21 protein-coding genes are annotated in these 23459 nt (G+C 51.2%); all 21 read right to left on the reverse strand.

All coding sequences use genetic code 11. The annotated features are described in order from the left end of the window. Positions 1-4: 4 nt before the first annotated feature. Positions 5-910, reverse strand: coding sequence for an Hsp33 family molecular chaperone HslO (hslO, locus tag AC1DF0_RS30420; RefSeq protein ID WP_442050079.1), 906 nt, complete (start codon positions 908-910; stop codon positions 5-7). Then, a complete protein-coding gene (locus tag AC1DF0_RS30425) occupies positions 910-1683 on the reverse strand; it encodes a type III pantothenate kinase (protein WP_442050020.1) in 774 nt (257 codons plus the stop codon). The genes hslO and AC1DF0_RS30425 overlap by 1 nt, the downstream gene beginning before the upstream one ends. Further along, positions 1680-2564, reverse strand: a complete 885-nt coding sequence (gene nadC / locus AC1DF0_RS30430; RefSeq protein ID WP_477577249.1) for a carboxylating nicotinate-nucleotide diphosphorylase — start codon at positions 2562-2564, stop codon at positions 1680-1682. The genes AC1DF0_RS30425 and nadC overlap by 4 nt, the downstream gene beginning before the upstream one ends. Then, positions 2557-4170, reverse strand: coding sequence for an L-aspartate oxidase (gene nadB / locus AC1DF0_RS30435; RefSeq protein WP_442050022.1), 1614 nt, complete (start codon positions 4168-4170; stop codon positions 2557-2559). The genes nadC and nadB overlap by 8 nt, the downstream gene beginning before the upstream one ends. Positions 4171-4210: 40 nt before the next feature. Continuing rightward, positions 4211-5149 (reverse strand): quinolinate synthase NadA, encoded by a 939-nt coding sequence (gene nadA / locus AC1DF0_RS30440; protein ID WP_307207948.1) that lies wholly within the window; start codon positions 5147-5149, stop codon positions 4211-4213. Positions 5150-5484: 335 nt separating this feature from the next. Beyond that, positions 5485-6447 (reverse strand): ABC transporter permease, encoded by a 963-nt coding sequence (locus AC1DF0_RS30445; RefSeq protein ID WP_442050024.1) that lies wholly within the window; start codon positions 6445-6447, stop codon positions 5485-5487. A 1-nt stretch (position 6448) separates the two neighbouring features. After that, positions 6449-7531 carry an ABC transporter permease gene (locus tag AC1DF0_RS30450; RefSeq protein ID WP_477577252.1) on the reverse strand — a complete coding sequence of 361 codons (1083 nt, stop codon included), beginning with the start codon at positions 7529-7531 and terminating at the stop codon, positions 6449-6451. Between the two features lie 5 nt (positions 7532-7536). Further along, the gene (locus AC1DF0_RS30455; protein ID WP_442050026.1) at positions 7537-9081 is read right to left on the reverse strand and encodes an ABC transporter ATP-binding protein; all 1545 of its coding nucleotides are present in this window, start codon (positions 9079-9081) and stop codon (positions 7537-7539) included. A 128-nt stretch (positions 9082-9209) separates the two neighbouring features. After that, positions 9210-10280 carry a BMP family lipoprotein gene (locus AC1DF0_RS30460; RefSeq protein ID WP_442050027.1) on the reverse strand — a complete coding sequence of 357 codons (1071 nt, stop codon included), beginning with the start codon at positions 10278-10280 and terminating at the stop codon, positions 9210-9212. A 475-nt stretch (positions 10281-10755) separates the two neighbouring features. Then, complete coding sequence (gene ftsH, locus AC1DF0_RS30465; RefSeq protein ID WP_442050028.1) at positions 10756-12768, reverse strand: ATP-dependent zinc metalloprotease FtsH; 2013 nt, start codon at positions 12766-12768, stop codon at positions 10756-10758. Positions 12769-12867: 99 nt separating this feature from the next. Beyond that, positions 12868-13407: a hypoxanthine phosphoribosyltransferase gene (hpt, locus tag AC1DF0_RS30470; RefSeq protein WP_477577256.1), complete on the reverse strand. Its 540-nt coding sequence runs from the start codon at positions 13405-13407 to the stop codon at positions 12868-12870. Positions 13408-13465: 58 nt separating this feature from the next. Then, the gene (tilS, locus tag AC1DF0_RS30475; RefSeq protein WP_477577258.1) at positions 13466-14878 is read right to left on the reverse strand and encodes a tRNA lysidine(34) synthetase TilS; all 1413 of its coding nucleotides are present in this window, start codon (positions 14876-14878) and stop codon (positions 13466-13468) included. A gap of 47 nt (positions 14879-14925) precedes the next feature. Beyond that, on the reverse strand, positions 14926-15849 hold the full coding sequence (locus tag AC1DF0_RS30480; protein WP_442050031.1) for a serine/threonine protein kinase: 924 nt from the start codon (positions 15847-15849) through the stop codon (positions 14926-14928). Continuing rightward, a complete protein-coding gene (locus tag AC1DF0_RS30485) occupies positions 15833-16558 on the reverse strand; it encodes a vWA domain-containing protein (RefSeq protein WP_442050032.1) in 726 nt (241 codons plus the stop codon). The genes AC1DF0_RS30480 and AC1DF0_RS30485 overlap by 17 nt, the downstream gene beginning before the upstream one ends. A 274-nt stretch (positions 16559-16832) precedes the next feature. Then, entirely contained in the window at positions 16833-19364 is a 2532-nt protein-coding gene (spoIIE, locus tag AC1DF0_RS30490; protein ID WP_477577261.1) for a stage II sporulation protein E, read from the reverse strand. Positions 19365-19774: 410 nt separating this feature from the next. After that, positions 19775-20284 carry a S1 domain-containing RNA-binding protein gene (locus AC1DF0_RS30495; protein ID WP_337103162.1) on the reverse strand — a complete coding sequence of 170 codons (510 nt, stop codon included), beginning with the start codon at positions 20282-20284 and terminating at the stop codon, positions 19775-19777. 266 nt (positions 20285-20550) lie between these two features. Next, positions 20551-20880, reverse strand: coding sequence for an FtsB family cell division protein (locus AC1DF0_RS30500; RefSeq protein ID WP_477577263.1), 330 nt, complete (start codon positions 20878-20880; stop codon positions 20551-20553). After that, positions 20877-21497 carry a spore cortex biosynthesis protein YabQ gene (yabQ, locus tag AC1DF0_RS30505; protein WP_442050035.1) on the reverse strand — a complete coding sequence of 207 codons (621 nt, stop codon included), beginning with the start codon at positions 21495-21497 and terminating at the stop codon, positions 20877-20879. Before yabQ ends, AC1DF0_RS30500 begins: the two co-directional genes overlap by 4 nt. After that, entirely contained in the window at positions 21494-21778 is a 285-nt protein-coding gene (gene yabP / locus AC1DF0_RS30510; protein ID WP_442050036.1) for a sporulation protein YabP, read from the reverse strand. Before yabP ends, yabQ begins: the two co-directional genes overlap by 4 nt. 53 nt (positions 21779-21831) lie before the next feature. Further along, positions 21832-22671, reverse strand: coding sequence for a DUF817 domain-containing protein (locus tag AC1DF0_RS30515; RefSeq protein ID WP_477577276.1), 840 nt, complete (start codon positions 22669-22671; stop codon positions 21832-21834). Positions 22672-23170: 499 nt separating this feature from the next. Next, positions 23171-23455 (reverse strand): RNA-binding S4 domain-containing protein, encoded by a 285-nt coding sequence (locus AC1DF0_RS30520; protein ID WP_337103158.1) that lies wholly within the window; start codon positions 23453-23455, stop codon positions 23171-23173. Between the last annotated feature and the right edge of the window lie 4 nt (positions 23456-23459).

A 23459-nucleotide genomic window follows, 5' to 3' on the forward strand; every position in this document is an offset into this window, starting at 1 on the left:
CCGATTAATGGATCGGCTTCGGCTTCGCTTGATCAAGCAGTTCTTCTAGCTTATCCCGTTCGAAGGTATACGCCTCGTTGCAAAAATGGCAAACGACTTCCGCTTTTCCGTCTTCTTCAATAATTTGTTGCAATTCAGTCGCGCCAAGGCTAATCAGGTTCCGTTCCATTCGCTCGCTCGAGCATGGGCAATGGAATTCGATGTCCATCGTATCGTGAATCTTAAGACCATCCTCACCAACAAGTCTGATCAATATGCTCTCCGGCGTCTCGCCTTGTGCAAGCAGCGATGTCAACGCAGGCATCCCCGCAAGCGCCTGCTCCAACCTCGTAATATCAGCATCCGTAATACCCGGCAGAAGCTGAATGATATAGCCGCCTGCTTGAATGACCGAATTATCTTCTTCAACCAACACGCCGAGTCCTACCGCTGTATTCGTCTGTTCGGATACCGCAAAGTAGTAAGTGAAGTCTTCGCCAAGCTCGCCTGATACAATCGGTACGCTTCCAATATAGGACTCTTTCAGCCCCAAATCCTTAGTAACGTAAATAAAACCATTACGTCCTACTGCGCCTGCCACATCCAGCTTTCCGAGCGCGTTGCTCGGAAGCTGCACCTGCGGATTGTCTACATAGCCGCGTACTTGCCCCTTCGCATTAGCATCCACGACGATCTGGCCTACGGGACCGTCGCCTTTCACTTGAATAATCAGCTTCTCTTCGCCTTTCAGCATCGCACCCATCATCGCGCCAGCCGTAAGCGTTCGCCCAAGCGCCGCCGTCGTCGTTGGATACGTTGCATGCCGTCTGCGCAGCTCTTCGACAAGCTGAGTCGTGCGCACTGCGAATACGCGCAGCTTTCCATCCCAAGCCGTTCCGCGCACCAGCACATCCTTCATCAGCTCATTCATCATGATCCCTCCTGATTGCGTTCATATATAATACGCAGCCCTTCAAGCGTCAGAAGCGGATCGACTTCTTCAATCGTCTCCGATTCGGCAGCGATCAGCTCGGCCAAGCCGCCTGTCGCCACAACGCGAGGAGATACGCCGAATTCCTTACGAATGCGATTCACAATTCCGTCTACTTGCCCGGCATAGCCGAAAATAATGCCAGCCTGCATCGACGTCACGGGATTGCGCCCAATAACGCTCTTAGGTCTCACAAGCTCGATCCTCGGCAGCTTAGCAGCGCGCTGGTACAGCGCTTCCGTTGATATCCCGATGCCCGGCACAATCGCGCCACCTAAGTAATTGCCCGCTTCGTCAATATAATCGAACGTCGTCGCCGTTCCGAAGTCCACCACAATAAGCGGCGTGCCATACTTCTCGATGCCCGCTACCGAATTCACGATCCGGTCGGCACCGACCTCCCGCGGATTCTCGTAGCGAATGTTCAGCCCCGTCTTTACTCCAGGCCCGACAACAACTGGCGTCTTGCGCAAATATTTGAGACATAGCTGTTCCAGCGTACGCATCAAAGGCGGAACGACAGACGAGATAATAACTCCGTCCATCTGGTCAAGCTTCACGCCCGCGAACTGAAACAGATTGTGTATGTTAATACCGTACTCATCAACCGTAGCCGATCGGTTCGTGCTGAGCCGCCAATGATGAAGCAGCTCCTTGCCCTTGTATATGCCGAGCACGATATTTGTATTCCCTACATCGATGACGAGAATCAACGCCGCTCGCCGCCCTTCTTCTCATTCAGATCGAGGCTAATATCCAGCGCCTGGAACGAATAAGTCAGTCCGCCAACGGATATCACGTCGACACCGGTGGCTGCAATGCCATGAACGGTAGCCAGCGTAACGCCGCCGGATGCTTCAACGATAACATGCGGTGATGTTGCTTTAATATGGGCAACCGCCTCTGTCATACGGTCGTTCGGCATATTGTCCAGCATAATGATATCCGCGCCGACATCAAGCGCCTCTTGCACCTGTTCCATCGACTCGGTCTCTACTTCAATCTTCATCGTATGCGGAATTTGTCTCCGTGCGGCTTCAACGGCAGCTCGGATGCCTCCTGCGCCCTTGATATGATTGTCTTTAATCATTACCGCGTCATACAGCCCGAAACGATGGTTCGAACCGCCGCCGACCCGAACCGCATACTTCTCCAGCATCCGATGACCCGGCGTCGTCTTGCGCGTATCGACAAGTCTTACCGGCAAGCCGGCAAGCGCCTCAACGAACTTAGCGGTCTTCGTTGCGATGCCCGATAGGCGCTGCATGAGGTTGAGCGCTAGCCTCTCCCCCGTAAGAAGACTGTGCGTGCTGCCCTCGACAATCGCAATAACTTTGCCCTTCTCCACACGCTCGCCATCCGTTGCCATGGCCTGGAACACAAGCGATGGATCAACAACCTCGAATACGAGACGGGCAATGGGTAGACCAGCAATAATGCCGCTCTCCTTCACATGGATTACAGCTTTCGACAACGAGCCGCGCGGGATCGTCGTCTCTGTCGTAATGTCTCCGCTGCCTATATCCTCTGCAAGCCAAGCGCGAATCTGATCGCGCATGATCGCATCATATCCGCCTGTCGTCCACTCATACATCTTCAATACGCTCCTCCGTAATGCCATGTAAACGGTGCAGCACCGTATGCTTGCGCCAATTCTGATCGTCTCGCTGCGGGAAATCCTCACGATAATGCGCTCCGCGGCTCTCTTGCCGCTGCAACGCCGCCTCAGACGTAAGAAGTGCGCAAGTAAGCAGATTCGCGAATTCGTATTCCTCCGCTTTCGTTAGTACCGATTGATAGATCGGAAGCTGACGCTTCAGCTCCTCGATTCCTTTCTCAAGGCCTTTGGCGTTGCGCCGCAAGCCGGCATACCTAACCATAATTTTTTGCAGCTTCAGCCTTTTCTCGACAATCGCCTGTGTCGGCGCGCTTACGCGGCCCGGCTCATTCTCGATTACAGCCACAACGTCGTTCTTCGGCAACTCGTTGATCCGTTTCACAATACGACGGCCGAAGACGATCGCCTCGGACAGCGAATTGCTGGCAAGCCGATTAGCGCCATGAACACCTGTCGAGGATACTTCGCCGCAGGCAAAGAGCCGCTTTATATTTGTTTCCCCATTTAGATCGGTTTTGACTCCGCCCATCATATAATGCATTGCCGGCGCAACCGGAATCCAATCTGACGTCAAGTCGAGACCATACCTCAAACAGTATTCATATATGGTAGGAAAACGATGCTTCACCATTTCTGGCGACTCATGAGTAATATCTATGTAGACAAAAGTCGATTTCGTTTCTTCCATCTCGCTGACGATGGCTCTTGCCACAATATCGCGCGGCGCAAGTTCCAGTTGCTCATGGTAACGTTCCATGAAGCGCTCGCCTTTAATATTACGCAAATAAGCCCCTTCTCCGCGTACCGCTTCCGATATGAGGAAGCGCGGCGCGCCTGGATAACAGAGCGAGGTAGGATGGAATTGAATGAACTCTACATCCTGAATGTAGGCACCGGCGCGATAGGCAATGGCGATACCGTCACCTGTAGCAACTTCCGGATTCGTCGTATACCGATACAATTGGCCTGCTCCGCCCGAGCTGAGAATGACTGCCTTGCCCCGCACGAATACACGCTGTCCGCTAGGCTTCTGTACGATCGCGCCGCAGCATACGCCGTCATGTGTCACAAGGTCGATCACGAAGTGATCGTCCCATACTTCAATCTTCGGATTGTTAACCGCATTGGCCGACAACGCTCTTACAATCTCATAGCCGGTCGCATCCCCATTGGCATGCAAAATACGGCGCTGGCTATGAGCACCTTCCTTCGTGAGCGCGAACTCGCCGTTCTCCACATCGAACTGCGTCCCCATCGAGATGAGACTCTGCACGCCTCGCGGCCCTTCATGGACAAGCGCATTCACCGCTTCTTCGGAGCATAAGCCTGCGCCAGCTATTAACGTATCTTGCAAATGATAGGCAGGCGAATCCTCGTCCGATATAACCGCGGCAATGCCTCCCTGCGCATAGCGGGTATTGCTGTCGAGCAGCGACTTCTTCGTAATCATCAATACCGAGTTGTCCTCGCTAGACCGTATAGCGGTAAAAAGACCGGCAATGCCGGCCCCGATAACGATGACATCCTTATCCACAACAGGCAGCTCGTCCAGCTGCACATCAACCAAGTATCTAGGAATCATGATGACGCTCCTTTGAATTTGAGCATAGGAGTAGCGCATCCTACTTTACAAGTAGCATGCGCTCCAAGGACAAACGGGCTTGATCCGCAATATGCGGCGGTACGTAGATTTGCGGTTGCATCGTCTCAAGCGCTTTGACGAGCTTCTTCAAATTATTAACCTTCATGTTCGGACAAACCAAATATTTCGAAGCAAAGTGGAACGTCTTGCCCGGGCTGTCGAGTCGAAGCTGGTATCCCGTGCCGTCCTCTGTGCCAACGATAAACTCTTGGCAATCTGATTCTTTGCAATATTTAATGATAGCGGTTGTACTTCCAACGAAATCGCCAAGCTCTACCACTTCTGGACGGCATTCCGGATGAACGACGAACTGCGCATTCGGATACTTTGCTTTCATCTCTTCAACATCCTTGACGGTGAGCATGTCATGGGTGTTGCAGTAACCTTCCCAAATGATCATTTTCTTGTCGGTATTCTGTTGCACGTAATGGCCAAGGTTTTTGTCCGGCACCCAGATCACTTCATCGCCCTCTACCGAGTTAACAACCTTCACCGCATTCGCCGATGTACAGCAAATATCCGTCTCTGCCTTAATCTCGGCCGACGAGTTGATGTATGTCACAACCTTCGCGTTCGGATGCTGAGCCTTCAGCTTGCGCAAGCCGTCGACGTTAACCATATCTGCCATTGGGCAGCCGGCGCGTTCGTCCGGAATGATGACCGTCTTGTTAGGAGCAAGAATCTTCGCGCTTTCTCCCATGAAGTGAACGCCGCAAAATACGATGACTTCTGCATCGGTTTGCGCCGCTTTCTGTGCCAGCAGGAACGAATCGCCGCGGAAATCGGCTACTTCCTGTATTTCATCACGCTGATAGTAATGAGCCAAAATAATGGCGTTACGTTCTTTCTTTAATTGCAACAGCCTCTCCCGCAGTTCCCGGTTTTGTTCCGCCTTGCGTTCCAGCGCTAATGCTTCCACAGTGGATCCTCTCCTCTTATGAGGGATGGGAGTCAACTCCCATTCCGATATGCGGCAAGTGCTACTTTGTGAATTGATGCACATACTCAGAAAGTCGCTTGCCTATAGTTTAAACCAAAAGGGATAAATTCATTTGATTAAGATTTAATTTACACTTGGTAAATGGCTCTGTCAATGCGTAAACGCCTTTTTCTAGAACCATTTTTGAAATTGCTTTGTCGAGTGAGGTTTTCACTTTTGTTCAAGGTACAATTTGCTCTTATAGACCGCCAAAATAAAAAACTGTCTCTAGGTTCATCTAGAGACAGTCTTCAACAAATCGAGGACCGAATTCATTACCGTCTAGCCGGATCGTACGGCTCGCCGAGCGCCGCAGGGGCATTCGAGCGGCCGATGCCGCCAGCGAGAACGATCAGCGTCAGCACGTACGGCAGCATGTAGAAAAATTCAGCCGGAATTTGCTTCGAAAATTCGAATAGCTGGGCAAAGTTGCGCAGCGCTTGCGCAAAACCGAAGAACATCGCCGCTCCCACTACGCCAAGCGGATTCCACTTGCCGAAGATGAGCGCCGCCAAAGCGATAAAGCCTTGTCCGGAAATCGTGTTGTGAGCGAAGCTGCTTGTCGTCGTCAGCGTAATTGTCGCGCCGCCGAGACCGGCTAACGCGCCGCTCAGCATAACGCCGATGTAACGATACTTCGTCACGCTGATGCCTACCGTATCGGCCGAGCTCGGATGCTCGCCAACTGCACGCAGGCGCAGCCCGAACGGCGTGCGGAACAGTACAAAGTAACTGATGCCCGCAAGAATAAGAGCTATATAAGTAGTAGGATATGAATTGAACAATCCGTTGCCGATAATCGGAATGGACGATAACCCTGGTATTGCCCATTTCTCGAAGACGAAGTCGAGCATCGTCGTTTGGCCCGAATCATTGTACAGACTTCTGGTCAAATAGATGGCAAGTCCGAGCGCCAAAATATTAATAACGACGCCGACAACCGTCTGATCCGAGCGAAACGTAATCGTTGCAACTGCGTGCAGGAGCGAGAAGAGCACGCCATATATCGCTGCCGCGGCTAATCCGATCCAAGGAGCCGATTCTTCCAAGCCTGCTTGGATCGCATAATCGGTAACGACTGCCGCTGCGAAGGCGCCGGACACCATAAGACCCTCAAGGCCGATATTAACGACGCCTGACCGTTCGGAGAAAAGACCTCCGAGGGCGGTGAAGATGAGTGCAGTCGAGAACACGAGCGTAATGTTGAGCAGTTGCCCAAGTACTTCAATAACGTTCATCCTACACCGCCTCCTTCCGTTTTTCTGCCCGTTTGCTTAAAAACGGCTTCAAGAAAAACTTCACAATGCCGTGGGAAGCGACGAAGAAAATAACCGACCCGATCACGATCCGCACAATTTCCTGAGGCACTTCAGCGCCAAAATTCATGCCAGCGGAGCCATATGACAAGCCGCCGAACAAGATCGCGCCGAGCAGCACGCCAACCGGCGTATTGCCGCCAAGCAGAGCAACCGCGATGCCGTCGAAGCCATAACCCCATGTTGCGGCCATAACCGTCTGATAACCGAAGACGCCCAATATTTCGAACACGCCGCCAAGTCCCGCGAAGATACCGCTTATGAACATCGACTTGATAAGTGTGGTCTTCACGTTCATGCCGGCATACAGCGCAGCATCTGGATTGTGGCCGACCGCACGAAGCTCGTAGCCCTGCTTCGTCCGCCATAACAGGACATAGAACACAACGACACAAATAATCGCAACTAACGTCCCCCAGTGCATACGGGCATTGCCCATCAGCTCAACGAGCCAATCAATCGACAATCTTGCAGAATCATGCACATTCGGCGTTTTCTGCTGGCCTTGCTGCACAAGGAACTTCGCCACGATAAAGTTCGATAGGAACAAGGCGATCCAGTTCAGCATAATCGAAGATATAACCTCGTTTACGCCGCGCTTTGCTTTCAAGTAACCGACGATGCCTGCCCAGATCCCACCGAACAACGCACCTGTAACAACAGCAAGCGGCGCATGAAGATACCACGGCAACTCCAAACCAACACCGACAAGCGTCGCGCCGGTCATCCCCATCATGAATTGGCCCTCTACACCGATATTAAATAATCCCGTACGGAAGGCAAAAGCAACAGCAAGTCCCGTGAAGATAAGCGGTGTTATCGCACGGATCGCTTCACCTATATCATACGGACTGCCGAATACCATCTTAACGAGAGAGGTGTATGCCAATATCGGATTATAGCCTCCCGCAAGCATAACTAGCGCTCCGCATAATAAGCCAAGTACGATAGCGACAAGCGGGATGCCGATCGATGACTTGACGAAAATCTTTTTGAAAGTATCCACTTGTCCTACCCCCTCTTCTCAAGCCGGCTTTGTTCAGACTGATTGCCGGCCATCATCAGGCCGAGCTGCTGATCGTCGCGGTGCTCTGCGTCTACCTCGCCCATAATCGAGCCTTCATACATCACGGCTATCCGGTCGGATAGCGCGTACAGCTCATCAAGCTCGAAGGAAACGAGCAAAATGGCTTTGCCTTCATTGCGAGCATCTACAAGACGTTTATGGACGTATTCGATTGCACCGATATCAAGACCCCTTGTCGGCTGTACCGCGATAAGCAGATCAGGATCACTGTGCAGCTCCCGAGCAATTATTGCTTTCTGCTGATTGCCGCCTGATAAAGCACGAGCATGCGTATGTATGCCCGATGTACGAACGTCGAATTCATCGACCAGCTTCGTTGCAAGCTTATCCATGGCTCCATAGTCGATGAATATGCCGCGGCCAAACTCCGGTTCGAAATAACTTCCTAATATCATATTTTCACTAAGCGTGAAATCAAGCACGAGTCCGTGCTTATGACGATCCTCCGGAATATGTCCTACTCCTGCAAGCGATACCGTCCGAGGCGACTTATTCGTTAAATCCTGATCATTCAGCTTCACGCTGCCGCCGATTACTTGCCTCATGCCTGTAATGGCGTAAATGAGCTCACTTTGTCCATTTCCGTCAACCCCGGCAATGCCTACTATCTCGCCTGCGCGCACGTTGAAGCTGACACCATTCAACACTTGCTTGCCCTGTTCGCCTTTCATTTGCAGCGAATCAACAGAGAGCACGGTTTTGCCCGGCAAATTTTTTGTCTTCTCCACTTGGAACGACACATCTCTGCCAACCATCAGCTCCGCAAGCTTGCGCTCGTCCGTTTCCAACGTGCTCACCGTCTTCACCACTTTGCCCCGTCGGATAACCGTTACCGTATCGGCAAGCGCCATAACTTCCTTCAGCTTATGCGTAATAATGATAATCGACTTGCCCTCAGCAGCCAAACTGCGTATGATCTCAATCAGTTCTTCGATTTCTTGTACCGTTAGCACAGCCGTTGGCTCATCGAAAATAACGATTTCCGCTCCCCGATATAGCGTCTTCAATATTTCGACCCGCTGCTGCATGCCAACGGTAATATCTTTAATCCGAACTTGCGGATCTACTTTCAAACCATAACGTTCGGATATGTCCCGAACCTTCTCATTCGCCAGCTTATAATTAATGGTCAAGCCTTTCTTCGGTTCATTGCCAAGCACGATGTTCTCCGCTACCGTAAACGGCTGAACAAGCTTAAAATGCTGATGCACCATACCAATGCCAAGCTCAATCGCTTTGGCTGCTCCATCGATAACCGTTTTCTCGCCGTTCACGTAAATCTCGCCTTCATCCGGCTGATACAGCCCAAACAAGATGTTCATGAGTGTTGATTTACCTGCGCCATTCTCGCCTAGCAGCGCATGTATCTCGCCTTTTTTGAGCTCAAAATCGATCGAATCGTTGGCCACTAGCCCAGGAAATCGTTTCGTTATTCCTTTTAACTGTACAGCCGCCAAGTTCCGGTCCATTCCTTCATCATCTCCCCGGTTCATTTCCCGTATTGAGTTCTATTTAACAAAAAGACAAGACCGGCCTAGAAGCCGGTCTTATATTCCTTCGTCTCTCTTGCCATATTATCTTCCTGCGGCCTGAATCTTTATTTGGCAGCCGGATCTACAGGTACTTTAATTTCGCCGTTGATGATTTTTTGTTTGAACTCTTCGACTTGTTTGAGAACAACTTCAGGAACGTTTTTGTTCGTCTCAGGCAAGCCTACGCCATCATCCTTAAGGCCAAGCTCTTGAATTGTGCCGCCAGCAAATTTACCGTCGATCAAATCTTTCGAAATTTTGTATACAGCCGCTTCAACGCCCTTCATCATCGAAGTAAGCGTTACTTCATCGCCGAATTCAAGCGATTGGTCTTTGTCGACGCCGATTACCCATACATCGTCGCCTGCTTTTTTGCGAGCTGTCGCTTCATTGAACACGCCATTACCCGTCGCGCCTGCTGCATGGAAAATAATATCGATGCCTTTGTCGTACATCGTTGCTGCAGCGATCTTGCCAAGATCCGGCTTGCCGAATTCACCCGTGTAGTTCACGTCTACGACGATTTCCGGTTTAACAGCCGCTACGCCTGCTTTGAAGCCGGCTTCGAACTTCTTAATAACCGGAATCTCCATGCCGCCAACGAAACCGATTTTGCCTGTTTTGGTCATCAGACCAGCCACTACACCAACGAGGAACGATCCCTCGTTCTCAGCGAACGTAATGGATGCTACGTTAGGAGCTTCTACAACGCTGTCGATAACAGCCAGATTTGCATCCGGGTTTTCTTTCGCTACCTTAGACAACGCATCATTAAACAGGAAGCCGATACCCCAAGTGAGGTTGTAGCCGTCCTTCACGAACTTGTTCAAGTTCGGCTCCATATCCGCGTCGCCTTTGCTCTCTAAGTATTTAGTCGATGCGCCTGTTTTAGCCGTTAGATCCTCTAATGCTTCCCACGCACTTTGGTTAAATGATTTGTCATGAACGCCGCCAACGTCGGTAACCATACCGATTTTGAAGTCTTTCCCGCTGCCGTCCGATTTCACTTCTTCTTCTTTGGTTCCGCCGTTGTTGCCTCCAGCACCTTCGTTGTTATTGCCTTTCGCTCCGCAAGCCGATAACACAAGCGTTGCGGCAATAATAAGCATAAGCATCAAACTAAACGTTTTCTTCATACTTGTTCTCTCCMTCGCACCTGATTTGGCAATACCTCGCAACCCCGCATACTTCTTTATTCTTGCTGATTTTGGCCGCTATTATTTCATTATAGTTACAAAAAAATAAACGTCAACGATTTAATGTTAGGTTTCTTAACATAAAAATCAAGTAGACGCTTACATGTAACGATAATGTTACATATCGACCGTATGTTGTGATTCTAAGGTGAGGTTCGCTAATCTTTATGCTGAAATCACTTACCCAATTATAGGCTATTCCCGAACATTAATAAAGAAAAATATCGGACAGATCATCTTACGCTATAGTTTAATTGCTTATTTTAACACCCATTTATCCCTATTATTCTTACTTGTTTAATGGAAATAATGTTTATTTTATATCATTGCACCTTTTAAAAAAATAAAACGGCAGATCGGAGTAATTAAACTCCGATCTGCCGTATGAATCAGCATCTGCACTAGACAGCTGCCATTATGAATTGTTCTTATCCGGATCTTCTTCCGGCGTATCTCTCTTCTCAAGAACCGGTGCGTTCGTGTTAGCCGCCTCATCCTCGCGAGTCTGAATGCGAACCTTCACATCGCCAACCGTCTCAATGATCGGAGCAGAAGTTGGTTCTACTGCAACCGAATCAGAAGAAGCGGAGCCTTCGCCCTTAAGAGCGCCCGTCTCGATCAAGGACTTGATTTGATCCATCTCAAGCGTCTCTTCGTTAAGAAGCGTTTGGGCGATCAAATGTACTTCCTTGCTCTTCTCGGACAATAGCTTCTTCGCACGAGTGTAGCACTCGTTCATGATTGTCTGCATCTCTTGGTCGATCTCGTACGCAATCGCATCCGAGTAGTTCTGTTCGTGACCAATATCGCGACCTAGGAATACTTGGCCTTGCGTATTGCCGAATTGCATTGGACCAAGCTTGTCGCTCATACCGTATTCCATAATCATGCTGCGAACAATGCTCGTCGCTTGCTTAAAGTCGCTGTAAGCGCCTGTACCGATCTCGCCGATGAACAATTCCTCGGCTACGCGTCCGCCAAGCAAACCCGTTACTTTATCAAGCAATTCTTGCTTTGTTACAAGCATACGATCTTCCTTCGGAAGCATGATGACGTATCCGCCAGCGCGTCCGCGAGGAATAATCGTTACTTTGTGAACGGTATCGGCATGCTCCAAGAAGAAGCCAATAATCGTATGTCCTGCTTCGTGATAGGCAACGATCCGTTTCTCGCGATCACTGATGACACGGCTTTTCTTCTCCGTACCAACGATGACGCGGTCAATGGCTTCGTCAACCTCATTCATCGCAATATCTTTCTTATTGCGGCGAGCTGCAAGCAGCGCCGCTTCGTTAAGCAGATTCTCCAGGTCCGCGCCTGTGAACCCTGTTGTACGCTTAGCGATAACATCAAGACGAACATCCTTGGACAGCGGCTTGTTGCGGGCATGAACCTTCAGCACCGCTTCTCGTCCTCTCACATCTGGGCGATCAACCGTAATTTGACGGTCAAAGCGTCCTGGACGGAGCAAGGCCGGGTCAAGAATGTCCGGACGGTTCGTTGCAGCAATAATAATGATGCCTTCATTAGCCCCGAAACCATCCATCTCAACGAGCAATTGGTTAAGCGTCTGCTCGCGCTCGTCATGACCGCCGCCAAGACCGGCGCCGCGCTGACGGCCTACCGCATCAATCTCATCGATGAAAATAATACATGGAGCGCTCTTCTTCGCATTCTCGAACAAGTCCCGCACGCGCGATGCGCCGACGCCGACGAACATCTCGACGAAGTCAGAACCGGAAATGCTGAAGAACGGCACGCCTGCTTCGCCTGCAACGGCGCGAGCCAGCAACGTCTTACCTGTACCTGGAGGCCCGTTAAGCAATACGCCCTTCGGAATGCGAGCGCCTACCAGGTTGAACTTACGCGAATCCTTCAAGAAATCAACGACCTCAACGAGCTCTTGCTTCTCCTCGTCGGCACCCGCGACATCCTCGAACGTGATCCGTTTCTTCTCTTCATTGTATAAGCGCGCACGGCTTTTGCCGAAATTCATTACTTTACCGCCGCCGCCCTGTGCCTGATTCATCAGGAAGAAGAACAGGACGAAAATGATGACGAATGGAATGATGGATGTAAGGAATGTAAGCCAAATGCTTGGCTGATCCATTTCCTTGCTCTCCATCTTAAAGCCGTACTTCTCTTGCCATTCTAAAATTTGCTCCTCGGCTCTAACGCTAATTCGGGATACGAATTGGTCGCTTTCGGCCTTCTCTGGCGCTTTAATATATTTACCAGTTACAAAATAAGTCTGGTTCTCGTACTTCAAGCTTAATTCCGCTACATTGCCTGATTCAATAGCAGTGCGGAGCTCATCGTATCTCAAACCAACGGTCGTCTTATTCTGGCTGCTGATAAATTGAAAAATCCCAACGGTCACCAAAAAGATGATTAAATAAAAACCTGTATTACGGATGATCCGATTCATCCCCAACCTCCTCTCAGGCGCTTAAAATATTTTACCATAGCATGACTTTCCATAACAATAGAGGTAGATGGAGAGGGCATGTACGGTTAATCGCGTTGTTTATTTTTCATAAACMTCAGGTTTAAGGACACCGATATACGGAAGATTCCGATATTTCTCAGCGTAATCCAGGCCATACCCGACAACAAATGCATCCGGAAGCGTGAAGCCCTTGTAATCCGCCTCGAGCTCGACCGTTCTGCGTGCCGGCTTGTCAAACAGCGTGACGATCGTAACCGACTTCGCATTGCGTCGCTCAAGCACATCAATCAAGTAGCTTAGCGTCAGACCGCTATCGATAATGTCCTCCACGATCAGAACGTCGCGTCCTTCGACCGATACATCAAGATCTTTAATAATCTTGACGACACCCGACGATTTGGTCGATTGCCCATAGCTCGATACGGCCATGAAGTCAATCTCCAGAGGCACATCAATCTCCTTAACGAGATCCGACATAAAAATAAATGCGCCCTTAAGAACGCAAATAACGAGCGGATTGCGACCCTCGAAATCCCGAGTCAGCGTCTCGCCAAGCTCCTTCACCTTCGCCTGAATTTGTTCTGCATTATAAAGCACTTCCTGAATGTCGTTACGCAAAATACAGATCCCCCTACGCCTTAACTATGTTTATGAGTGTACCAGTGCATCTTATTCGTTAACCGCGAGTTGCCCGAATGTACAGTACGTCTTGCGTGTCAGGCGCCGTTAGCGCGTGAGAGGATCTCCGTATGCCGGGAATCCATAGCAATCGTCCTGCCGCGTCGAACAGCAGCGGATAAAGTTGTCGCTCCGATGGAGCAAGCTTCTCGTCAACGAACATATCTTGCACTTTTTTCGAACCATTTAATCCTAAAACTTGAATTCTGTCACCGGGACGACGGTTGCGCAATGCGAGCGGGTAAGCAAGCTGCGCTAGATCGAAGCAAGCCTCGTACCTCGAAGCCGGCTTGCGGCTATCGATGCCTCGAATACGTTCGAACTGAAAGCGCCAGCCCGTTACCGAGCTCATATCCAACAATGCCGCATTCACTTCAAAGCTGTATTCATCAGCAGCCCCCTCTTGCGACTGCTGCGAAGCCTGGACGAAACGAAGACTATCGTATTCACGAACGCATCGAACCCCAGCTCCCGCATCCATTCGCCAGGTGCTCGGAGCGTGAATCGCCGCGGCAAGCCGCATCGTTTCTACCTGTTCGAAGGATATGTTTTCCGTGTCCGTTGAAAGATACCTTAATATTAGTTTAATCAATCTCCTTTGTAAAGCGACGTGAAAGCCGCGTAAATCGGCACAGCTTACCGCACATTCTCCCTCAGAGCTAGTCACAATCTGCGAAAAAAGCGATGCCGTCTGCTGTTCCATCCATTCGTCCTCCGCTCCTGCCACATCGGCAAGCCGCTGCAGCGATTGAGGAAGCTGTGGATTGAACTGCGTGAGGTAAGGCAAAATATCCAGACGTATTTGATTACGAAAATAAGTGCGTTTGTCGTTGCTGCTGTCTATGCAGTAGGGTATGTCATGCAAGACGCAGTAACGAACAATGTCTGACTTGTTCATACGCAGCATCGGCCGAATAAGTTCCACGTTTTTTTCGCGGCGTTTGGAGACCATTCCGGCTAGTCCGGTGAGCCCCGTTCCGCGCAGCAGGCGCATCAGCACCGTCTCTGCTTGATCATCGGCATGGTGCGCCAGCGCAATGCGCGATGCTCCGAAGCGCTCTGCGGCTTCGTACAGGAATGCGTATCTCCGCTCTCGCGATGCCGCTTGTCCGTTCATTCTCGTTTCTTCTATATAAGCCGGCATATCGAGCGTTATCGCCTCGAACGGCACCCCTAATTGCGCGGCATAGTCGCGAACAATATCATGCTCCCGCTTCGACTCTTCCACGCGAAAGCCATGATTCACATGTGCGACGCTAATGCTTAGCTTGCCAGCCTTCATGAGCATCGACAGCATATGCAGCAGCGCCATCGAATCCGGTCCCCCCGATACGGCAGCTACAATGCGATCTCCATCATTCCATAACTGCCGTTCGGCTGCCGCTCTCTCTAGTTCCTGTTGCAAATTCATAGATAATGCTGCCTCCGTTTCTATCTCCTCGCCTCACGCAGTACGTATCACAGCATGTTGCGAAGCAGCCAATATACCGACGTGACCAGCAAGATGGCCGATGCTGCCGCCAGCCCCTTGAGCCAGCCCGGGGTAGAAGATGTCCGATGAATGTCTCTTCGGTGCATAAGCACGCGCCAAGCTTCGTGACCCTCCTTCGCGTTCATGAACCCGCCGGCAAGCGCCTTGCGGATCCAACCGGCAATCGGCATAAGAGCTGTACTGCCTTCTACGATCTGCTGCAGCTCGGCGGTCGAGCGATTCTGTGGCAGCAGCTCCAGCGTCAACTGATGCAGCTGCTTGGGTTCATGCAACTGAATGCACAGCACTGCAAAGGAGAACAGATCATACCGTTCATCTGCCGATCTGGGGCCGCCGTTCCAGTAACCTCGGTCGTAGATCTCGGTGAATTGACGGACGCTTTTGCCCTTCGCTGTAACTCCGCCGAAATCGACTAGCTCGACATGCCCGTAATCGCCGACAAGCACGTTCTCGACCTTCAGATCGCCGAATACCCAGCCCGCTTCATGCAAATGAGAAAGCTTGCCAAGCAGATTAAGACCAACGAGCGGAAACCATTCCGTTCCTTGCTGCTTGAAGTAGTCGCTGAGCGTCAGCCCTCTCACATAACGCATGATATAGAAAGGATACTCCTTTCCATCCGGACCATACAAGTCGTCCACATCGTACAGAAACGGCTCCAACCCGTTTCGCTTCTGCTTCGCGATGGACTGGAGCACATTAATTTCCGATTGAAGATCGACGGCATCTGCGCCGACCTTCAGCGCATACCACGAACGATCCCGCTGTACGAGATATACTTTGCCGTTAGCCCCCTCGCCAAGCAGCTTCTCCACGCGGTAGCGGCCTTGCTTCCACTTGCCGGTTACGGTCACGCCTCGCCGAAGCTCCCATTTAAACGACGTAGCCACTCATCATCCCATCCGTTTCGTCTCTGCTCTGTTTACCATAATCGCCTTGACGGTAAAAATCAATAACCTGCATGATCGCCGGTCCCGTCGGCGTCGTTCCGCCCATTTGCAACTTCGGAAATATCGCTTGAACGCCGTTCAGATGCGTCGTCCAGCCTAGATCCATCACGCAGTCGTCGCCATGCCGCGATGCTGGAAAATGAAATACCGATATTTCACTCTTGCCCTGCCGCGCCTGCAAGCTGAGCATCAGATCACGAATCGCTTCTTCCACGGCCGCCAGCTTCGGCTTCATGCTGGCACTGGCGTCTATCAGCAGCGCCACCTGAAGTGACGACGTCTCGCCAAGCTCGTCGATGACGCGAACGACCTCGCCGCGCTTCTCCGGCGGCAATGACTCGATCGAACCGTTGCCGAGCACCTGCTTCAATTCCTTCTGTACAGCAAGCTGTATCGTCTGCACGACCGTCTTGCGCGTCATCATCTGCACCGTCTGCGACAGCTGGCGCATATTCACAAGCCGGCTTAAGCCGCCCCCGGCGCGTGCGATCTCATCAATCTCCGAAGCGCCAAGCTCGCCCGCATCGCCTTGATCGAGCACGCCGACCACATTAACCGAAATGCCCTCCGAATGCGCATGCGCAGCCGCCACTACGGGACTGAGGCCTACGTTCGAGCATCCATCCGTTATCAATAAAATTTGCTTCATCCTAATCCCTCCTAAGAATCGCCTTCCTATCAGCTTTTCCTTTTTTGGGAGAGATAAACCGCTAGACTAGCAAAAAGGTTGTTATTCTCTCGAATCTATATGTATATCATCGGCATTATCCTGAATCGGATGAATGAATCCTATAGCCTATCCTGCCTCAGCTTCCTTGTTTCGCTTCTCATCTGCAATGACAACGCCAAAAGCATGATGTCACGGCAACTGGCCTTACAGTCGCTGCGACATCATGCTCTTCGAAATGATTAGCCTGACCTGCTCAGCTCACCGTCCTTGGACGCTCGACCTTCGAGACGCCGGGCCAGCGGAATGACGCCCACTCCGGCATATGCTTGTCGATGCGGGCGACAAGCACCGTCATATCGTCGACGATCTCTCCTTCGTGATAACGAACGACCCTCTCCAGCAACGCATCGGCCATCTCCTGCGGATCATCCGTCTTCAGCTCGCCAATAATCCGCTTCATCCACATCTCCTTGTTGACCGCGTGGCCGGGCGCATCATAGATGCCGTCGCTCATCATCACGAGCGTATCTCCAGGCAACAGCTGCACGGAAATCATATCGACGTCGATATCTTGCAATATTCCGATCGGCAGGTTGTTGGCCGTTATCAGAATAACCTCGTTGCCCCGCCTAATGAAGCTTGGCGTAGATCCGATCTTCATGAATGTCGTCTGCGCCGAATACAGATCGACAATCGCAAGATCCACCGTCGCGAACATCTCGTCCGACGAGCGCAGCAACAGCACCGAATTGACCGACTTCACGGCCAGCTTCTCATCCATGCCAGACTGCAGCAGCTGCTGCAGGATCGACAGCGCCGCGCTGCTCTCCTCGCGGGCTCGCTCGCCATTGCCCATGCCGTCGCTGATCGCCACCGCGAACTTGCCGTTGCCAAGCTCGGTCATCGTGAAGCTGTCTCCCGACAGCCAATCTCCGCCCTTCGCCGCGCCGGCAATGCCCGTCTCTACCTCGTATTGCTTGGCCGAGCCGAACATGACAAGCGTCGGCTCGCCGCTCTTCAGCGGCGGAACTTCCGATTTCACGGCGATATGCTCGCCTAGTATATCGCTAAGCAGCGGCGCAATAATTTTGCGGCATTCATCGAACCCCTTCCCGAACGTGTGGTAGACCTCAATATCTACATTTCCCTCCTCCAGATTCACAATATCAATGCCTTGTATCGATAAACCGAGGCCCTCGACCGCTTCACGAATCTGCTCTTCCTGCAGATGCAGCGTCTGTCCCTCGCGCTTGATTTCCTTCGCCAAGTCTTCCATAACCTGCGACACGCCAACCAATTGATCGGCGACAAGCTGCCGCGAGTCGAATATTTGCTTCTTCCAGTGCATATTATTTTTGTATAGCTCGTACTGCTGCTGCATATCGGAGAGCACGAGCGGCGCCTTGACGCAATGAGCCGTCCATGACTTAGGCATATCCTTAGCGCGCGGAACACGATCTTCTTCCACGACCGTCATCATGTCGGTCATCATTTTATACGTATGAAAATACTTATCCTCCCAGCATGCGTCCCTCCTATGGCAGGACGCGCACGTCTTCTGCGCAACGGCGCCCATAAAGTGATTGATCTCATCATCGCGCTTCACCTCTCTCACGCTTTGGTTCAGTTGACCGAAGCTGCGCGACAGCTGGCGGAATACATCCGAGTATTGCGTTACGCGGTCGGCCGTTACTTCCCGAACCCGTCTCGCATACTCATGCTGCGACTTCGCATGCTCGTTCGTACCCGGCACGTAACGCGAAATGGTGCGGATCATCGCCCGCGGCGTCAGCATCAGCATCGTAGCCGCGGCGACCGATTCCCATGTCGATGACATCACATCGGCCTGGCTGCCCACATAGATCGATAGGATCGACGTTCCGAGCAGCATCCCGAAAGCAGTGGCCATTTTGCCGCCCTCGCGAAGCAAGCCCGCAAGTAAACCCGCAAACGCCAGAAGGCTCATCTGAACGATAGCGCCGTAGTCGGCCAAGCTCAGGATAAGACCCGCCACAACGCCGACGGAAGCGCCAAGCGGAGCGCCGCCTGCCAGCGCGAACAGCAGCAGCATATACCGCGACATGACATGCTCCGCGGACAAGCCGTAGACCATCCACCCGACAGCGCMTGTCATCACCGACGCCAGCAAAATCATCAAACATATAATTTCCTCGTTTTTTAACGAGGCTGATTTCTTCGTCATCGTAAGCACCGGTATCGCCTGAATGAACACGAGCGTAAGCACGAAGCTGAGCGCCGCCTCGACGACCACCATCATGAAGTTGTACCAACTGAGCGAATCGCCTATGAATACGCCGAACAATTGGACAAGCAGCGTCGCCGCGAACACGACGATCGGAGCCGACGACAATTCCGCCCGTTCATACGATTCCAATCCTTTAACAATTAAGAATAAGACCGCAATCTCCATCGCTATCCACATCGGCGCCGGATCGGCTGCGAACCAACTGCCGGCAACGAGCGATATTGCCACCCACAAATAGATATCTCTCCGCAAAAAATAAATGACCGCAAAATACGCTGCCGCGAACGGCATCAAAGACTCCAGAATGACCGCCCTTCCAAGCAGAAACGCCACGCCAACGAGCAGGAATGTCCATTTCTTCGCCAAGAGCACCTGGATGAAATGCCGCGCTGCCGCCCACTCTCTCCCTTTCCGCATCATGACCTGAATCAGATTTGTCCGATTTCCTTTGGGAAGCTGCACCACATTTTCCTTTTCCACTAACTGACACCACCATTCCGAGTTTATTGTGTTTCTCATTATAGGAGGTTGTCCAAGTGAAGTTTGTCAGTTAACGTAACAGGGCAAAAAGTTTTTTTCGACAAAAACAATTGCAAGCGCACTCATTGTCATGACAACTGCAACACCAGCGCCAGCAAGGCTTTGCCATGCTATTGCAGTCTGCTTCTGACAAAATCGGCTCAACAAAAACCGTCGCCAGCCACCTTTCATAACTGTCAAATGGTGGGTGTAACCTGTCGGTATTGATGGAGGATCGGAGAAAAGTTTTTGGACAAGCCGATAAGCGGACGCAATCCGACAACCTTGTCCTCTTCTCTAGAACAAGTACCTACAAAGCGCGCGGATTAGGACGACAGCCTTACCAAAAAAAGCAAAAAAGCAGAACCATATCGGTTCTGCTTGTGTGTATGATAGGATAACGATTCAGCTTATACCCGCTTGGCTCCGCGTCCGCCGCGTTTGCCCTCCGTGTTCTTCTTCAAAGAGGAGATGCGTTCTTCGCTGTCTTTCAGGAAGCGCGACATTTTATCCTCGAATGACGGTTTACCGTAAGCCGGTCTGCCAGACGATTGCTTGTTGAAGGGACGTCCGCCTCGGTCTTGTCCTCCACCTCCGCGGTTGAAACGTTCTCCACCACCACCGCCGCCTGCACCCGGTCCGCCTGTACGCTCACGTTGTGGCGGTGGCTGTTGGCCTTCTGGTCGGTCAATGGCTTGCTTAATGGAAAGCCCGATCTTGCCGTCTTTGTCCACGTTGATCACTTTGACCTTCACAACATCATCGATCTTGAGGTGATCCTTCACGTCCTTGACGTAATTATCAGCGATTTCCGAAATGTGAACGAGACCTGTGACACCTCCCGACAAGTCGACAAATGCCCCGAAATGCGTAATGCCTGTCACTTTTCCTTCTAACTTCGCGCCCACTTCAATTGCCATAAAATAAAATGTTCCTCCCTAAAAGTTTTGCGAAACATAAAGCTGAATTCGATGATAGTCGAATTGGTGTGAAGCAAAACTCGCTTCGAAAGCATAAACCTAAGTTTTGCGAAACATAAAGCTGAATTCGATGGTAGTCGAATTGGTGTGAAGCAATAAGCTAATATCAATTCCATAAAATATGATTCTTTAGAATCAATTTTATTAGAAAAGTATCGCTACTACCGTGATTATAACCGAACGGAAGAAGTAAGGTCAACAGACGTTCACCCGATTTCGCCGCCMTATCTTACAACCTGTATCTGTGTCTCGCCCTTGTATACCATGCCATGATCCTTGGTTGCAAGCTGCGAAATATATTCTGGATCGTTCAGTCTCTCGATCTCCTGCTTCATTGCTTCGGTATCGGTCTTCGCCGTTTCCAATTGCTGCTGAATAGTCGCCAACCTCGAATTCGTCGCATGCTGCTCCTGCAGCTTGCCAACGAGCGTGTAGGTCGCCCAGCCGATAAAGAGGACTACGAATAACAGCCACATCCTAATCCGGCGCTTCGAGCCAGCATTTGTTGTTTGCTTGTTCACTGCAGCAGTCGTCATGTACGCGGGGGCCTCCTCAACCATTTGCTCCACAATTGGGTAATCGTAAATCCGAGCTTGCTCGCCCGTTCCTGAAGTCGCCATTTGGCTATATAGGGACTGAGCCAGCGCGCCAGCGGGCGCACGGCCGGGCTTGTCATCCAAACAAGCAGCCGCCAAAATGGACGAACCAATTGTAACACAATTTTTAGCAGGAAAATAGTGAGCGCAGACCCAAATCCTAAAATTACCTTAACCAATTTGTAGAGCAAAAGGAGGGGTTTTACAATGATAAAATCCAATAGTTTAAGGATAAATGCAATGATCGCGCGCACTGCGCGAACGAGCCATTTCACAATGGCGATCACGATTTTGCTCAGTAAAAAGTAATATACGATGACGCCGATAGCTAGTCCAATGAATACGTACGCCCGCACCTCGCCATTGTTGCTTGCGTACAGCACCCGAAATACGGCCAGCGCCGCGGCCATCCAATAAACGATGTCGAGCACCGGCAGCCACCAGCGAGGGAACTTCAGCTCGTTCGATACGACGCGATATCCGTCGAAGACGACGCCCATCCCAATCCCCGACAGCAGCATGGCGGCCATCGTCATCCATTGTACGGTTAAGGTCACTTGAACAGCTTGCCGAACAAGCCTTTGGTCTTCGTAGAGGCGTTGCCGTCCAGATAGGCGAGCGAATGGACGAGCCCCTCGATAGCTACAAGGCCTTGCTCAAGGCTTAAATGCTTCATATGCAGGTTCTGTCCCTTGACCGTTAAGAAGCCTAGCTCGGTCTCTAGCAGAAACTCCTCGCTATCAAAGCTCTCCACGTTAATGACGCCGGTCAGCTCCAGCAGCTTGCGGTTTAACATCTTCACTTCCTGACGCTTCTGGCTCTTGTTTTGGTCCACCATAGACTCGTCCTCCGCTAATCGCTATATTTTAAATTCGCCGTTTACGCTTGAGACTAGCTTATGGGCGTGGGACGAGTTTTAGAACTAGCTTTGACATGCTTAAGCTGGGCAACGATGATGACACTGATGACAATCAGCAGAAACCAGGAGCTGATCTTGCTCACATGGACGAGCGTCCACGCCGTCTGCTGATCGGGGTATGTCCATGCGCCCAGCAGCGTTGATATATTTTCGGCGATCCATATGAACAACCCGATAAGAGCGAATGACAACACCATCGGCATCCGATAGATTCGTTTATCCACCGTATAGGAAACCGTCGTCCGCCAGAACACTATCAGCAGCGCCCCCGTCAGCAGCCAGCGGAAATCCGGCAAGTAGTGATGCGTGAAGAAGTTAGCGTAGATCGCCGCGCAGAGCGGAAGTGATAAGTAAAACGGAGGCCAGTGCTTCAGCGTCAGATCCATGCGCCTCCATGCCTGACAGAGGTAGCTTGCGACGCTCGCATACATGAAACCCGAATAAAGCGGTACGCCGAACAGCTTCGTCCAACCTTCGTCGGGGTATGACCACGAGCCCATGTGGACTTTATACAGCTCAAGAGCAAGACCGATGAGATGGAACACGCATATGACCTTCAGCTCGTCGATCGTCTCCAACTTCGTAAGCACCATAACCGATTGCATCAATAGGCAGACGAGCAAAAGGAAGTCGTAGCGAGGTATGTACGGAACATCGACCACTTTGGTGAAGGCCATAGCCGCAAAGATTACGACAGGAAACAAACAGGACAACGCCTCCTGCCAGCCAAAATGTACGAGAAAGCGAAATGCTTTGTTTACCACATCAGAATTTCCAAGTGCTTTACAGCGATAAAGCGTAAAGAAGATCATTCTGATTGGCGATAAAAACTTCCGCTTAAACGCGGTCGCACATCCTCGAAGTACGCCGATAGAAGTTTTTCTCATAGACGCCATTGTTGCTCATCTCCTCCTATCTAACATGCTTACGCTGTTCCACAAGTAGGGAGTACGATCCGTACGGGAAGAAGTCGCATTTTTTGTGGGAGAGGAGGCCGATTAACTGGTGGCGACGGGCTGACAGCTTAATTTTAACTTTAATGGCATTCTGGGCAACTAATTGGGGGTAGGCGGTTAGCAGATGTCGTTTAGTTCGATTAGGGGACGTTAAATTCGAGTTCTTCGGCTTATTAGGCGGGAAAGTGAAAATTAGTTCGATGAAATGCAGCTATTCACCGCATATTCCGAATTCGCTCTGATTTAGTTCGACAAAATGCCACTACAGAGACTTGGGCGCTTGGAGATATAAAAAAAACCGCCCGGCAAACGTAACGTTTACCAGGCGGTTTCGTGCGCATATGCGCTTATCGTCTTATTTCTCCCACTCAAGAACATTCTCGCGCGGGCGCTGCTCTTCTTTCACCAAAGTGTACAGCTCTCCGGCTTCATCCTTCCGGGTCGATTCCGAGATCCGCTCGACGCGTACCGTCACAATCTTCTGCCCGTACTGGATTTGGAGCTCATCCCCCACCTTAACGGCGCTGCTCGCTTTCGCTTCGCGGCCATTGATCCATACGCGACCCTGCTCGGATACATCCTTCGCAACGGTGCGGCGTTTGATCAACCGGGACACTTTGAGAAACTTATCGAGGCGCATTAGA

It is taken from the genome of Paenibacillus sp. 05T425, assembly GCF_056396205.1.

Excerpts from the sequence above, each read along its gene's own strand:
- AC1DF0_RS30445 (WP_442050024.1), bottom strand. The coding sequence starts at position 6,447 with ATGAACGTTATTGAAGTACTTGGGCAACTGCTCAACATTACGCTCGTG.
- AC1DF0_RS30515 (WP_477577276.1), bottom strand. The coding sequence starts at position 22,671 with ATGATCTTCTTTACGCTTTATCGCTGTAAAGCACTTGGAAATTCTGAT.
- AC1DF0_RS30485 (WP_442050032.1), bottom strand. The coding sequence starts at position 16,558 with ATGAAGCAAATTTTATTGATAACGGATGGATGCTCGAACGTAGGCCTC.
- yabP (WP_442050036.1), bottom strand. The coding sequence starts at position 21,778 with ATGGTGGACCAAAACAAGAGCCAGAAGCGTCAGGAAGTGAAGATGTTA.
- AC1DF0_RS30460 (WP_442050027.1), bottom strand. The coding sequence starts at position 10,280 with ATGAAGAAAACGTTTAGTTTGATGCTTATGCTTATTATTGCCGCAACG.
- ftsH (WP_442050028.1), bottom strand. The coding sequence starts at position 12,768 with ATGAATCGGATCATCCGTAATACAGGTTTTTATTTAATCATCTTTTTG.
- nadC (WP_477577249.1), bottom strand. The coding sequence starts at position 2,564 with ATGTATGAGTGGACGACAGGCGGATATGATGCGATCATGCGCGATCAG.
- AC1DF0_RS30520 (WP_337103158.1), bottom strand. The coding sequence starts at position 23,455 with ATGCGCCTCGATAAGTTTCTCAAAGTGTCCCGGTTGATCAAACGCCGC.
- AC1DF0_RS30455 (WP_442050026.1), bottom strand. The coding sequence starts at position 9,081 with ATGGACCGGAACTTGGCGGCTGTACAGTTAAAAGGAATAACGAAACGA.
- nadB (WP_442050022.1), bottom strand. The coding sequence starts at position 4,170 with ATGATTCCTAGATACTTGGTTGATGTGCAGCTGGACGAGCTGCCTGTT.
- hslO (WP_442050079.1), bottom strand. The coding sequence starts at position 910 with ATGAATGAGCTGATGAAGGATGTGCTGGTGCGCGGAACGGCTTGGGAT.
- AC1DF0_RS30495 (WP_337103162.1), bottom strand. The coding sequence starts at position 20,284 with ATGGCAATTGAAGTGGGCGCGAAGTTAGAAGGAAAAGTGACAGGCATT.
- tilS (WP_477577258.1), bottom strand. The coding sequence starts at position 14,878 with ATGAATTTGCAACAGGAACTAGAGAGAGCGGCAGCCGAACGGCAGTTA.